Annotated in this window: 10 protein-coding genes; 6 read left to right on the top strand and 4 right to left on the bottom strand. The window is 62.4% G+C overall.

Features of this window, described 5'->3' with window-relative positions:
• Positions 1–129: 129 nt before the first annotated feature.
• From FHY19_RS21765 to FHY19_RS21775, 3 genes are all read right to left on the bottom strand, one after another.
• Positions 130–657, bottom strand: coding sequence for an RES family NAD+ phosphorylase (locus FHY19_RS21765; RefSeq protein ID WP_259168539.1), 528 nt, complete (start codon positions 655–657; stop codon positions 130–132).
• Positions 654–1,028, bottom strand: a complete 375-nt coding sequence (locus FHY19_RS21770) for a DNA-binding protein (protein ID WP_104611827.1) — start codon at positions 1,026–1,028, stop codon at positions 654–656. Before FHY19_RS21770 ends, FHY19_RS21765 begins: the two co-directional genes overlap by 4 nt.
• Positions 1,029–1,115: 87 nt before the next feature.
• Positions 1,116–1,733, bottom strand: coding sequence for a TetR/AcrR family transcriptional regulator (locus FHY19_RS21775; protein ID WP_259168540.1), 618 nt, complete (start codon positions 1,731–1,733; stop codon positions 1,116–1,118).
• 129 nt (positions 1,734–1,862) lie between these two features.
• Between FHY19_RS21775 and FHY19_RS21780 the strand changes: the two genes are divergently transcribed.
• The 6 genes from FHY19_RS21780 to FHY19_RS21805 all read left to right on the top strand — a co-directional run bounded on the left by FHY19_RS21780 (position 1,863) and on the right by FHY19_RS21805 (position 10,912).
• Positions 1,863–3,026, top strand: a complete 1,164-nt coding sequence (locus tag FHY19_RS21780) for an isovaleryl-CoA dehydrogenase (RefSeq protein WP_259168541.1) — start codon at positions 1,863–1,865, stop codon at positions 3,024–3,026.
• Positions 3,027–3,036: 10 nt separating this feature from the next.
• The gene (locus FHY19_RS21785; RefSeq protein ID WP_259168542.1) at positions 3,037–4,647 is read left to right on the top strand and encodes a carboxyl transferase domain-containing protein; all 1,611 of its coding nucleotides are present in this window, start codon (positions 3,037–3,039) and stop codon (positions 4,645–4,647) included.
• A gap of 203 nt (positions 4,648–4,850) precedes the next feature.
• Complete coding sequence (locus FHY19_RS21790) at positions 4,851–6,878, top strand: acetyl/propionyl/methylcrotonyl-CoA carboxylase subunit alpha (RefSeq protein ID WP_259168543.1); 2,028 nt, start codon at positions 4,851–4,853, stop codon at positions 6,876–6,878.
• 102 nt (positions 6,879–6,980) lie between these two features.
• Complete coding sequence (locus FHY19_RS21795; protein ID WP_259168544.1) at positions 6,981–9,074, top strand: S9 family peptidase; 2,094 nt, start codon at positions 6,981–6,983, stop codon at positions 9,072–9,074.
• 372 nt (positions 9,075–9,446) lie between these two features.
• Complete coding sequence (locus tag FHY19_RS21800; protein ID WP_259168545.1) at positions 9,447–10,637, top strand: putative peptide maturation dehydrogenase; 1,191 nt, start codon at positions 9,447–9,449, stop codon at positions 10,635–10,637.
• A gap of 38 nt (positions 10,638–10,675) precedes the next feature.
• Positions 10,676–10,912 (top strand): NHLP-related RiPP peptide, encoded by a 237-nt coding sequence (locus FHY19_RS21805; RefSeq protein ID WP_259168546.1) that lies wholly within the window; start codon positions 10,676–10,678, stop codon positions 10,910–10,912.
• A 77-nt stretch (positions 10,913–10,989) separates the two neighbouring features.
• Here the strand turns inward: FHY19_RS21805 and FHY19_RS21810 are convergent, their stop codons facing one another.
• On the bottom strand, positions 10,990–13,473 hold the full coding sequence (locus FHY19_RS21810) for a putative peptide modification system cyclase (RefSeq protein ID WP_259168547.1): 2,484 nt from the start codon (positions 13,471–13,473) through the stop codon (positions 10,990–10,992).
• Positions 13,474–13,476: the final 3 nt, after the last annotated feature.

The following is a 13,476-nucleotide window of genomic DNA, read 5'->3' on the forward strand; positions in this document are numbered from 1 at the left end:
AGCATGATGGGACATGCCTGCGGGCCAGGCAGTCGTCAGGACATTGGCAAGCGGCGTGTTCGCAGCGCAGCGGCAACGATGTCCGGTGCATCCGGTGCAGGATCTGCAGTTGTCCGCCGCACGTTGCCACTACACCACTGTCGACGGGTCGCCCCAGCTGCGGCCATCGCGCGGCAGACGGCCATCGTCAAGCACGCGTAGCACCTGGTCGGGCTGCAGCATGTCCAGGAACAGCACCACGTTGACGCCCTTGGGCGCCGCGATGCTCGGGAAGATCACCCCGGGAATCAGCGCCTCGCGCAGCATATCGCCGAGCACCCAGCTGACCGGTTCGACCTTGTTGACCAGGGCCTTGCGCCAGTCGTCGGTCCAGTCGGCCCATAGCGCGTCCCAATCCGAGTCGAGCAGGCGCAGGTCGGCCAGTGCCGGCAACTCGGCGGCATAGCTGACCAGCGTAAACGGCGGCAGGAACGGCGCCGCCTGCGCATATTCGGCGGCGGCCGTGTCCAGTTCCATGGCCAGATACAGCGCCGGCCGACCGAAGCGATTGAAGCGCCCGCCGGATCGCGCGGCACCTGCGCCGCTCAGCGGTTCGGCGGCCCAGCGCGGCGTGAAGGCGCGATACAACGTGCAATGCGCCGGGGCGCTCAGCCTCAACCCGCGGCCCCGGCGGCGACGGTCCGCAGATACGTCAGCGCGTCGTCGGTGCGGCCTTGTTTGACCACTTCCAGCAGCGTGGCGAATTCGAACGCGGGGATCGGCGTGTTTTTGAGATGGAACACCAGCTGTTGCTCGTCCGGTTGAATCTGCGCCATCGCCACCAACAGGCGCGACAGGTTGCGCAGCAGATCCTGCACGCGCGGACTCTCCGGATGCACGCGCAGGCTGTTGCGATGCACGCCGGCCAGCTCGGCCAGCTCCTGCTGCGACAACTCCAGCAGACCTGCCATCGCCGACGGCGAGAGGATGGTGCGATCGGGCGCGCGCAGCCGCTCGGTCAGGGACAGGGGATTGAGGACGGCGACCATGACATGTGCCTTGACAAGGAGTGCGCACAGTATATGCACAGTAATTCACCTTGATCCAGCACAGCCAGACACGTGGTCAGTGCAGTGTCAGGCCGGGGCAGGTGCGCCGACGGCGCGCAGGCAGAAGCCGCAGATCGCCTCCACCAGGTGCTCGCCCTGCTGCGGGTCGCCCCGGCTTGGCGCAATCGGCCCGACCAGGGCTTCGGTAAAGGCGCCGACGATGCAGGCCGCGGCCGCGTCCAGCGGCTGCTCGGGGAACTCCCCGGCTGCCACGCCTTCGGCCAGCAGCTGCCGGAACACTTCGCCAAACAGGCGACGGCCGCGGATACGTTCGGCATCCACCTCGCTTTCCACCGGCTCGGCGATGAAGGCGTAGGCCAGCGCCGGGCCGGCCAGCGCCCGCCGCACGAAGGTGGCAATCGCGCTGCGCAGGCGCTCGGCCGCGCTGGCCTCGGTGGTGGTGATGGCGCGCAGGATGGTCATCTCGCGCTGCACCGCCGCGTCGAGAACTTCGACGAAAAGTTCGGCTTTGGAGGGGAAATGCCTATAAATCTGCCCGGTCGAGACGCCGGCGGCGGCCGCGACCGCGGTGATCGGGGCGTTGCGATAGCCGCCTTCGGCGATCAGGGCACGGGCCGCGTGCAGGATGCGTTCGCGGTTGCAGGCCAGGCGTTCTTCCATCAGGGCGGAGCGTCGATAAGCCATGGTGTGATTCTTGGTTCAATAGTTGAATTTTAGTTCACTTTTTTGTCGCAGACCGCTAGGCTGCCCCACATACGCCGCGCGGCCCGCCCGCTCCCACCCGGCACGTCCCGATCCTTGTGGAGTTGCTGCATGCATGTGCCGTCCTTGAACTTCGAGCTTGGTGAAGAGATCGATCTGCTGCGCGAGAGCGTCGCCGCGTTCGCCGGTCACCATATCGCCCCGCTCGCCGCTGCGGCCGATCACGATAATGTGTTCCCGTCGCAACTGTGGCGCCTGTTCGGCGAACAGGGCCTGCTCGGGCTGACCGTGGAAGAAGACTACGGCGGCAGCGGCATGGGCTACCTGGCGCATGTGGTGGCGATGGAAGAAATCTCGCGCGCCGGCGGCGCCATCGGGCTGTCCTACGGGGCGCATTCCAACCTGTGCCTCAACCAGCTGCGCAAGAACGCCAGTCAAGAACAGAAGCAACGCTACCTGCCCAAACTCTGCAGCGGCGAGCATGTCGGCGCATTGGCGATGAGCGAAGCCGGTTCCGGCTCGGACGTGGTGTCGATGAAGCTGCGCGCCGACGCGCGCGGAGACCGCTTCGTGCTCAACGGCAGCAAGATGTGGATCACCAATGGCCCCGATGCCGACGTGCTGGTGGTGTACGCCAAGACCGACCCGGATGCGGGCGCACGCGGCATCACCGCGTTCATCGTCGAAAAGGGCATGCCCGGGTTTTCGACCGCGCAGAAGCTCGACAAGCTGGGCATGCGCGGCTCCAACACCTGCGAGCTGGTGTTCACCGATTGCGAAGTGCCGGCCGAAAACGTGCTGGGCACGCTCAACGGCGGTGTGCGCGTGCTGATGTCCGGGCTGGATTTCGAACGCGTGGTGCTGGCCGGTGGGCCGCTTGGGCTGATGGCCGCCGCGATGGATGTGGTGCTGCCGTATGTGCATGAGCGCAAGCAGTTCGGCGAGCCGATCGGCACCTTCCAGTTGATGCAGGCCAAGCTGGCCGACATGTACGTGGGGCTCAATGCCTGCCGCGCGTATGTGTATGCGGTGGCGCGCGCCTGCGATGCGGGGCGCACCACGCGCCAGGATGCAGCCGGGGCGATCTTGTACGCGGCCGAAAAGGCGACCTGGCTCACCGGCCAGGCGATCCAGGTGCTGGGCGGCAACGGCTACATCAACGACTATCCCACCGGGCGCTTGTGGCGCGATGCGAAGCTGTACGAGATCGGTGCGGGCACCTCGGAGATCCGCCGTATGTTGATCGGCCGCGAGCTGTTCGAACGCACTGCCTGACGGAGCCATCATGAGCGTGATCACCAGCCAGCTGCAGGTCAGCAGCGACAGCTTTCAGGCCAATGCCGCAGCGATGCGCGCGGTGGTCGATGACTTGCGTCGCACCCTGGCGCAAACCGCGCTCGGCGGCAGCGAGGCCGCACGGCAAAAGCATGTCGCACGCGGCAAGCTACTGGTGCGCGCACGTATCGATGCGCTACTGGACGCGGGCAGTGCGCTGCTGGAAATCGCGCCATTGGCGGCGCACGGCCTGTATGACGATCAGGTGCCGTGCGCGGGCGTGGTGGCCGGCATCGGCCGCGTGTCTGGCGTGGAATGCGTGATCGTGGCCAACGATGCCACCGTCAAGGGCGGCACCTATTACCCGATGACGGTGAAGAAGCATCTGCGCGCGCAGGAAATCGCCCAGCAGAACCGCTTGCCGTGCATCTATCTGGTCGATTCCGGCGGCGCATTCCTGCCGCTGCAAGATGAAGTGTTTCCTGATCGCGATCACTTCGGGCGCATCTTCTACAACCAGGCCAACCTCTCGGCCAACGGCATCCCGCAGATCGCCTGCGTGATGGGCTCTTGCACCGCCGGCGGTGCCTACGTGCCGGCGATGAGCGATGAAACGGTGATCGTGCGCGAGCAAGGCACGATCTTTCTCGGTGGCCCACCACTGGTCAAGGCGGCCACCGGCGAAGAGGTCAGTGCCGAAGAACTCGGCGGTGCCGATGTGCATACGCGCATCTCCGGGGTGGCCGATCACTTCGCCGACAATGACCTGCAGGCGCTGGCCCGCGTGCGCGCCATCATCGCGCAGCTCAACTGGCGCAAGCCGCCTGCATCGCTGGCGATGCAGGCACCGTTGCCGCCGCGCCATGCCGCCGACGAGTTGTATGGCGTGATCCCCGCCGATACGCGCAAGCCGTTCGATGTGCGCGAAGTCATCGCGCGCATCGTCGACGACTCGCAGTTCGACGAATTCAAGCCGCGCTATGGCAGCACCCTGGTCACCGGCTTTGCGCACCTGCACGGCTACCCGGTGGGCATCATCGCCAACAACGGCATCCTGTTCTCCGAGTCGGCGCTCAAGGGCGCGCACTTCATCGAGCTGTGCACGCAGCGCGGGATTCCGCTGGTATTCCTGCAGAACATCACCGGCTTCATGGTGGGGCGCAAGTACGAACATGGCGGCATCGCCAAGGATGGCGCCAAGCTGGTGATGGCGGTGGCCTGCGCCAAGGTGCCCAAGTTCACGGTAGTGATCGGCGGCTCGTTCGGTGCCGGTAACTACGGCATGTGCGGCCGCGCGTATTCGCCCAATTTCCTGTGGATGTGGCCCAACGCGCGCATCGGCGTGATGGGCGGCGAGCAGGCGGCCAGCGTGTTGGCCACGGTGCGCCGCGACGGCATCGAAGCCAAGGGCGGCACATGGTCCGGCGACGACGAAGACGCCTTCAAGACGCCGATCCGCGCGCAGTTCGAACAGCAAGGCCATCCTTACTACGCCAGCGCACGGCTATGGGACGATGGCATCATCGACCCGGCCGATACCCGTCGCGTGCTGGGCCTGGGCTTGTCGGCGGCGTTGAATGCGCCGATCGAGCCAACGCGTTTTGGCGTGTTTCGCATGTGAGAGGCAACGCGCCCTGGCGCTGTGTGCAGCGGTCGCTCCATCACCGCGCGTGCAGCGTGTGGGACCCGATGACGGCATCCGGCCGGTCTCCAGCGTCTGCGTCGCTCTTGCCGCTTGTAGTCCGCACCACATCCGCGCATTCAATCGCACGACCTTAATCGCACGAGTGCCGGCCACGCCGGCGATGTGCAGAGACCGACCCGATGACACAGCACGACTCGATCGCCACATCACCGCAGCGGCCCTTCGCCAAGATCCTGATCGCCAATCGCGGCGAGATCGCGTGCCGCATCATTGCAACCTGCCGCAGGCTCGGCATCGCCACGGTGGCGGTGTATTCGGACGCAGACCGCGATGCGCGGCATGTGCGCCTGGCCGACGAAGCGATCCATCTCGGCCCGGCACCGGCGCAGCAGAGCTACCTGCGCGGCGATGCGATTCTCGATGCGGCACGCGTCAGTGGCGCCGAGGCGATTCATCCGGGTTACGGATTCCTGTCTGAAAATGCCGCGTTTGCCGAGGCCTGCGCGCAGGCCGGCGTTGTGTTTATCGGCCCGCCGGCAAGCGCGATTCGCGCGATGGGCGACAAGAGCGCGGCCAAGGCGGTGATGGAACGTGCGGGCGTGCCGTTGACGCCGGGTTATCACGGGCCCGAACAGGCGCCCGCGTTTCTGCGTGCGCAAGCCGATGCCATCGGCTACCCGGTCCTGATCAAGGCCAGCGCCGGTGGCGGCGGCAAGGGCATGCGCCGGGTCGATGCCGGCGCCGCGTTCGAGGAGGCACTGGCCAGTTGCCAGCGCGAGGCGCAATCGGCGTTCGGCAATGCGCATGTGCTGGTGGAGAAATACGTCGAGCGTCCGCGACATATCGAGATCCAGGTATTTGGCGATACGCATGGCGAGGCGGTGTATCTGTTCGAACGCGACTGCTCGGTACAGCGCCGGCACCAGAAGGTGCTGGAAGAAGCGCCCGCACCGGGCATGACCGAACAACGTCGTGCGGCGATGGGCAAGGCGGCCGTGGATGCAGCGCGCGCGGTGGGGTACGTCGGCGCCGGCACGGTGGAGTTCATCGCCGGGCCGGATGGCGATTTTTATTTCATGGAAATGAACACCCGGCTGCAGGTGGAGCACCCGGTCACCGAGTTGATCACCGGCACCGATCTGGTCGAATGGCAACTGCGCGTGGCCGCAGGCGGGCCGTTGCCGCAACGCCAGGAGGCGCTGCGCATCCACGGCCATGCGCTGGAAGCACGCCTGTATGCCGAAGATGCCGACCGCGGTTTTCTGCCTTCTACCGGCACCCTGCGCCAGCTGCAGCTGCCGGCCACCAGCGCGCATGTGCGGATCGACGCAGGTGTGGAGCAAGGCGACACCATCAGCCCTTACTACGACCCGATGATCGCCAAGCTCATCGTCTGGGACATCGACCGCCCGGCGGCACTGGCACGCATGCGCGAGGCGCTTGCGCAGGTGCATGCAGTGGGCGTGACCACCAATAGCGCCTTCCTTGCGCGGCTGGTCGGCACTCATGCGTTTGCGACTGCCGATCTGGATACCGCGCTGATCGAACGCGAGCAGGCGGCGCTGTTTCCGCAGGCAACCGTACCGCAACCTGCATGGTGGTGCCTGGCCGCGGTGCTGCTTGCCGAACAGGCGCCACTTGCCCGCAACGATCCGGCCGATCCGTACTCGCCGTGGCAGAACCGCGACGGATGGCGCATCGGCCTGCATGCAGCGCGCAGCGTGACGCTGGAGTCCGCCGGTGAACGCCGCGCGCTTGCGTTGCGTCCGCTCGCCGATGGCTGGGAGGTGAGGTACGCCGATGCCACCCACCTGCTGCGGTATCACGTGCAGGACGACGGGTTGCGCGTGGAGCTGGACGGCCGGCAATGGCGCGTACAGGCGCTGCACGACGGCGCTGCGGTGACCTTGCGCGATGGCAGGCACAGTGCGCTCTTCCGTCATCACGATGCCCTGGTGGAGGCCGATCAACCGGCGCATGCCGGCGGCAGCCTGACTGCCCCGATGCCCGGCCGCATCGTGGCGCTGACCGCGCCGGTCGGCGAGTCGGTGACGCGCGGGCAGGCGCTGGTGGTCATGGAAGCGATGAAGATGGAGCACACCTTGCACGCCCCCAGCGACGGCACGGTGCAGGCCTATCTGGTGGCCGAAGGCGATCTGGTCGCCGATGGCGCCTTGTTGGTGGAATTCGTGTCCGCGAAAGCGTAGCCCCACCCGGCAGGGTGACCAACGGCACGTCCGCACCCCTCGGTACTGCACGTAGCGTGGCCGGATCGGCTGGATTGGCCGCGATTCCCACCGGAGGCTTTCATGCAACGCCTGCTTCTCGTTTCCAGCATGCTGCTGGCGTTGTCCGCCTGCAGCGACAAGACCGCTCCACCCGCCAGCACTGCGGCAACCGCCGCGCAGATGCCCACGGCCGCGCCCGCACCGGTCACCGCGCCTGAGCTGATCACCCGCGATGCGCTGTTCGGCAATCCGGAGCGCGCCAACGTCAGCATCAGCCCGGATGGCAAGTACCTCAGCTGGGTGGCCCCGCTGGATGGCGTGCTCAACGTCTGGGTCGCGCCGGTGGATGCACCGGACCAGGCGCATGCGATCACCAAGGACATCGCGCGCGGCATCCGCAACTATTTCTGGACCTATCACACCGACACCTTGTTATACCTGCGCGACAATGGCGGCGACGAGGATTTCCATCTGTTCTCGGTCAACCTGAGCGATGGCAGCAGCAAGGATCTCACCCCCTTCCAGAAGACCAATGCCGAGGTGGCCGCGATCAGCGCGCACCATCCGGAATCGATCATGGTCGGCATGAACGACCGCGATGCGAAGTGGCACGATCTGTATCGCGTCGACCTGGCCACGGGTAAACGCACCCTGGTGCAGAAGAACACCGACAGCCTGGACAGCTACCTGCTCGATGGCGACTTCCGGCTGCGCTATGCGACCCGCGCCACCGACGATGCCGGCAGGGAATTGCTGGTGCCCGATGGAAAGGCATGGAAGAGCGTGGATCGCATTCCGTTCGAGGATGTCACCAACACCTCGCCCGAGGGACTGACCGACGACGGCAAGACGCTGTACATGCGCGATTCGCGCAACCGCGATACCTCAGCGTTGTATGCCATCGACACCGCCAGCAACGCACGCACACTGCTGTTCGAAAACCCGAAGGCCGACGTCGGCGATACCTTGAGCGACCGCAAGACCGGAGCCGTACAGGCAGTGTCCACCGATTATCTGCGCGAAGAATGGAAGGCGCTGGATACCGGGATCGCTGCCGACCTGCAGAAACTCAAGTCGCTCGGTGCCGGCGATGCCGCGGTGGCCGCACGCACGCTCGATGACCGCACCTGGATCGTCGCTTACTCGGCTGCGGAAACGCCGACGACGTATTATCGCTACGACCGCGCCGACGGCGGCAAGCTGAGCAAGCTGTTTTCCGCCCGCCCTGCACTCGAGGGCAAGCCGCTGGTGCCGATGTGGCCGCAGGCGCTGACCGCGCGCGATGGCCTCACCCTGGTCAGCTACCTCACCCTGCCCGCCGAGGCCGATGCCAACCACGACGGCAAGGCAGACAAGCCGGTACCGTTGGTGCTGTTCGTGCATGGCGGCCCGTGGGCGCGCGACAGCTATGGCTATGGCCCTTACGAGCAATGGCTGGCCAATCGTGGCTATGCGGTGCTGTCGGTGAATTTCCGCGGCTCCACCGGCTTCGGCAAGGCCTTCACCAACGCCGGTAACGGCGAGTGGGCCGGCAAGATGCACGACGACCTGCTCGATGCGGTGCAGTGGGCGGTCAAGCAGGGCGTGACCAAACCCGACCAGGTCGCCATCATGGGCGGCAGCTACGGCGGCTACGCCACGTTGGTAGGCATGACCTTCACCCCGGACAGCTTCAAGTGCGGCGTGGACATCGTCGGCCCGGCCAATCTCAACACCTTGCTCGGCACCGTGCCACCGTACTGGGCCAGCTTCTACAAGCAGCTGACCAAGCGCATGGGCGACCCGGCCACCGTCGCCGGCAAGCAATGGCTGACCGAACGCTCCCCGCTCACCCACGTCGACAAGATCAGCAAGCCGCTGCTGATCGGCCAGGGCGCCAACGACCCACGCGTCAAACAGGCCGAAAGCGACCAGATCGTCAACGCGATGAAAGCCAAGAACATCCCGGTCACCTACGTGCTGTTCCCCGACGAAGGCCACGGCTTCAGGCGCCCGGAAAACAGCAAGGCCTTCAACGCAGTGACCGAAGGCTTCCTGAGCCAATGCCTGGGCGGCCGCGCGCAACCGATCGGCGCCGACTTCGAAGGCTCCAGCATCACCGTCCCGGAAGGCGCGGACAAGGTCACCGGCCTGAGCGATGCATTGAAGACGCATACGCAGGCGATTCGGAAGTAGGCTCCTTCACTATAAGAGCTAAGCTGCTCATCACACCCCAATCAGAAAAGCCGGCGAAAACTTCGTCGGCTTTTCTATTGTGACAACTAAGTGCCAGCACAACACGATTGCACCCGCCTTATCGGTCGACACAGCAGTTACCACGCCGAGCAGCGTACGAAGTTCGTACTCGCCGCTGCCTCGCCCAGCTGAGAGACAGCGATTGAAAATTTGCCTGGGAGAATGGATGATTGATGCTGCATGCCCAAATCAGAAGATCAACTCTCGCGGCAAGCGATGCGTTAGATGGCACTTGAAGGAATGACCCTGATCCAGGCGCATAGGTAGACCAAAAATGGACGCCCCCCAATTCACGATGCTGCCTCCCGCGCAATGAAGATCAAACGTAGAAGTCTTTGCTTTTTCGAGATTGAGGAACAAACACAGCCTGATTTGAGTGCCCTCCTTCGTGGCGTAGTGCGTCTAGCTCCCGCGACATCCATCAGCCTACTCTGCTCACTCACAGGCGAGCGACTCGAATTGACGGCTGAAGAACTTTATTTCATTGCTTCGTTGCCAGCTGACTGGATCGAAGGAAGTAGCGTGTCGAAACCGAGTCTTCCTGAAGGCTCTCTCTCTCGTCTTATTGGAATAGGTGCACTTCTCTCCGATGATGCAAGCGACGAAAAGAGCGCTACCCTGACTTTAGCTGAGAAGACCCGTAAGGAAATCGGCTGGCACCCATTAGCCCATCTTTATCATGGCATGACACGATGGAACGACAAGCGGACGCCTGACGCAACTGAAGACATGGGCATCGAGCATCGGCAGGCACAGTTAATGCGCCATGCTGCTGTACACGGAGCGATTCCTACGCACTTCCCGATGCATCCAGTGGGGCCCCATAAGGTTGCGTTATCTGAATGTCTTAGCCCCGATAATTTTGAAGAGGTTTTATTACAGCGTAAAACAACGCGCCACTTCGATCGCTCTATTGCACTACCCGAAGCCAAGTTCAGCAGGCTCCTACATCTGACGTTCGGGGCCATCGGTAAAGAGGATCTTGCCCCTGGGATGACAGCACTCAGGCGTACCAGTCCTTCCGGAGGGGCTCTTCATCCCATCGAAGCCTATCCGTTGATCATGAGCGTCGAAGGAGTGGAGCCTGGGCTGTACCATTATGAAAGCGGCAACCACCATCTCAACTGCCTTAAACCAATGGCTTTGGAAGATGCTCGAAAGCTGGCCGAAGCTCTTGTCATTGGTCAAACGTATTTTGCTGAAGCCGCAGCACTCGTGTTCCACGTAGCGCGCCTGGATCGGCATCATTGGAAGTACCGCAATCATCCGAAAGCCTATCGGGCCGTCACACTCGATTCTGGCCACCTGAGTCAAACGTTTTACCTTCTAGCCACACATCTTGGTCTCGGCGCGTTCTATACTGCAGCAGTCAATGACGCCAATCTTGAGGAACTGCTTGGCTTGGACAGCCTTAAAAACATGGTGGTGGGTGCGAATGGCATTGGCGTCATTGATTCTTCAAAAAACAACCTGCATCTTTCGCCAGTACCATTGTTCAACTGAGCGGAACATTTTCTAAAAATATTTTTACAGGGGATTGAATGTCTACGCTGGAAAACTCAAAGAGCCTCCTACAACGACTTGCTACAGACGATGAATTTCGGGCGTCAATGGAAAAAGATCCCATCGCAGCCTTTGCGGAGTACGGGTTCAAGATCGAGAAAAGCGAAGCGCCGATTCACGTAGACATCCCTAGCAAGGAAGATATCAACGCCGGGCTGGATGAAATGGCCAAGCGCATTGAAGACACTTGCGGGTTTGACGTTTTTCGTCGCTAGTTCTACAGGTGAGGCCGTCTTTTCGGCCTCACCTCACAACAGGCATCAATCTTTGCTTCGAACATGCATTTAAATTATCAGCGAGGCAGCAATGAATCGATGATAGGTGGCCTATCCGGCAACCACTCCGCGTAAATACGGGCGCGTTTTTTTATTTCCGCAACATTATCAACTGACTGACTCACCATCTTTCCAAGCGCACGCCTAGCGCGGACGCGCTCCACCTCGGTCAAAGAAAGGGCGGCTGGTTCAGAATACGCTTCAAGGAGCGAGAGCGCGTGGGCGGGTCGGCCTGAATTAGTCTCCATTCTCGCTTTCAAGATAGCGGAAAGATTACCGAGGGTTGAAAAAGGCGACGACTCTTCATCCTTGGCAGCAAGCGGTAGTGCCTCTACTGCAAGCGATGAATCTCCTTCCCCAACCGCCACGTAAGCCGAGTAAAGCGCAGCGACAAGGATACACTCTCTTGTGCGCCCATTAGTTCCTTCTACCGACTTCTTCGCCAACCGAAATAATTCTCTAGCTCCGCTGAGGCGTGCCGCCTGGTCATCTTCATGTGCAACGACTGCCAACGAAGTAGTACGCGCAAGCCAATCGTAGGGTAATTTAGGCGACTCGATCATAGTCATTAAAGCTTTGGCTCCAGTTGCTGCCTCGCTCCAACGACCCGCGTCGGCCAAAACTGTCACCTCCGCAGCAGCACGTGCCACTGACAAAAAGCGCTCCTCCTTTGCAACCGGGCGCAGCTCCACTAATGCTTCGTTAGGCGAGCGCGATGCGGCTTTGATCAGAGCGCACTCGACAGAGTTGTACTTGAATCCGATTCGCTTGGATGCGAGGCAATCTGCACTTGCCAAGTCGAGGCGCCCTAGCCCCATATTGGCCATTGCTCTGTATTGCATTGCAAGTGGCAGCGTCACCGCTTGGGGACTCGCTGCGCGCTGACTATATTTCGCCATTCCTGCGTAGTCGTTTGCCAGCCGCATCCCTGACGCTGTATTGAATGCGGCAACATCGAAATCTGGATAGAGATCAGAAAGCGCCTTCCATTTTTGAACGTAGCCTTTTTCACCTGAAAATAGGGAGAGTTGAGCATCCGCATAAAGCCTCTCGCGATTTGTCAGGCGCGGCACTCCATCCAAAGCGTGCTGCATTCCCTCTTGAGCACGAGCAACGTCTGTACGTGAGTAGGCTACTCGAGCAAGTGCAATTCTTGCCATTGCAAAGCTCGGATCTAATTTGAGCGAAATGGCAAAGTACTGTTCGGCGGCACCCAGATCTTTTAATGCATAAGCCTTTTGCCCTAAGGTGAAGGAACGCAATGCGTCTATATTTTGAGTTGTTACTTTTTCCAAAGGCAGGGAACTGCGCTCGATCAACTCAGGCTGCTCGCCAAGCGACTTTCGCAGTGCCGCACCTACATCTCCAATCGATGCCACGACACTGTCAGCACCCTTCCCTGACGCAGACAGAGACAACACCGTAGCCGAGGTTCTCGGATTGACCACCTCGAGATCGATTCGAATGTTCCCTGCAACTTCAGAAATTGTGGGTAAAAGGAGTGCCCGGGCGCCTAGTCGCTCCGATATCTCAGAACCCACGCGCCTGTCCATGCTTTGATCAGGTTTACCCATCATGGCAAGAACATTCTGTGCACGTTCCGCAGGAACCACATTGATATAACGCGACTGCTCAATGCTTGTACGTAGGGCTGCCTCAACAGCGCCTTGGTAACGACTATCCTTCAAGGCATTCTGCAAGTCCCCCACCACCACCCAATCGCGTTCGGAGAACGCGATCGCCGGCTGGGGACGGATGAAGAACCAGATCGCGATGCCCACCGCCAGCATGACCCCCGTCTCGGCAACCAACGCCGCCGGCCGGCGCCACAGCGGCACATCGCGCCAAGCCTTCGCCGAGTTTTTCGGCATGCGCAGCGGGGTCAGGCCGACTTCGCCGACTTCGTAGATCTCCATCGGCGTGGGCACGCCCTTGAAGCGCCAGCGGCCGTGGGACTTCCACAGGATGCGTTCGGCGCGGTCGCCCAGTTCGCGTGCGGCGCGGTGGGTCAAGGATTCGGCGACGGCCGAGATCAGGATCTGCCCCGGCCGCGCCATCGACATCAGGCGTGCGGCAGTCGGTTTGGCCAGACCTTCGACTTCCAGCGGTTTGGCGCCGATGCTCACTGCCTCTTCGCTGTTGCGCCAGGTCAGCACTTCGCCGACGTGCAGGCCTTGGCGCGCGCACAAGGTGAGCGCGTGGGCATCGCCCATCGCCTTGAGCCCGCGCGCGTAATCCAGTGCAAAGCCCAGCCCGTCGATCGGGCGGTCGAACAACAACAGCAAACCGTCGGAGCGGTCGATCAGGCGGCCGCGCCACTGCTGCTGCAGCTTGACCACCAAGCGGTCGTGTTCGCGGAACAGTGCCGCGGCGGCGTTGTCGCCGATGCGTTCGACCAACGCGGTCGAATCGCATAGGTCGGTCAACAGCAAGGTACGAAGACGCGGGGCCTGCATCGCCTCCGACGACGCGTCCTTGCGTGCGTGGGTGCGGGCGCTCATGCC

The sequence above is a fragment of the Xanthomonas sp. 4461 genome (assembly GCF_024806475.1).
GTDB lineage: Bacteria > Pseudomonadota > Gammaproteobacteria > Xanthomonadales > Xanthomonadaceae > Xanthomonas > Xanthomonas arboricola_F.

Excerpts from the sequence above, each read along its gene's own strand:
- FHY19_RS21770 (WP_104611827.1), bottom strand. The coding sequence starts at position 1,028 with ATGGTCGCCGTCCTCAATCCCCTGTCCCTGACCGAGCGGCTGCGCGCG.
- FHY19_RS21780 (WP_259168541.1), top strand. The coding sequence starts at position 1,863 with ATGCATGTGCCGTCCTTGAACTTCGAGCTTGGTGAAGAGATCGATCTG.
- FHY19_RS21805 (WP_259168546.1), top strand. The coding sequence starts at position 10,676 with ATGTCTACGCTGGAAAACTCAAAGAGCCTCCTACAACGACTTGCTACA.
- FHY19_RS21810 (WP_259168547.1), bottom strand. The coding sequence starts at position 13,473 with ATGAGCGCCCGCACCCACGCACGCAAGGACGCGTCGTCGGAGGCGATG.
- FHY19_RS21785 (WP_259168542.1), top strand. The coding sequence starts at position 3,037 with ATGAGCGTGATCACCAGCCAGCTGCAGGTCAGCAGCGACAGCTTTCAG.
- FHY19_RS21800 (WP_259168545.1), top strand. The coding sequence starts at position 9,447 with ATGAAGATCAAACGTAGAAGTCTTTGCTTTTTCGAGATTGAGGAACAA.
- FHY19_RS21775 (WP_259168540.1), bottom strand. The coding sequence starts at position 1,733 with ATGGCTTATCGACGCTCCGCCCTGATGGAAGAACGCCTGGCCTGCAAC.
- FHY19_RS21790 (WP_259168543.1), top strand. The coding sequence starts at position 4,851 with ATGACACAGCACGACTCGATCGCCACATCACCGCAGCGGCCCTTCGCC.
- FHY19_RS21795 (WP_259168544.1), top strand. The coding sequence starts at position 6,981 with ATGCAACGCCTGCTTCTCGTTTCCAGCATGCTGCTGGCGTTGTCCGCC.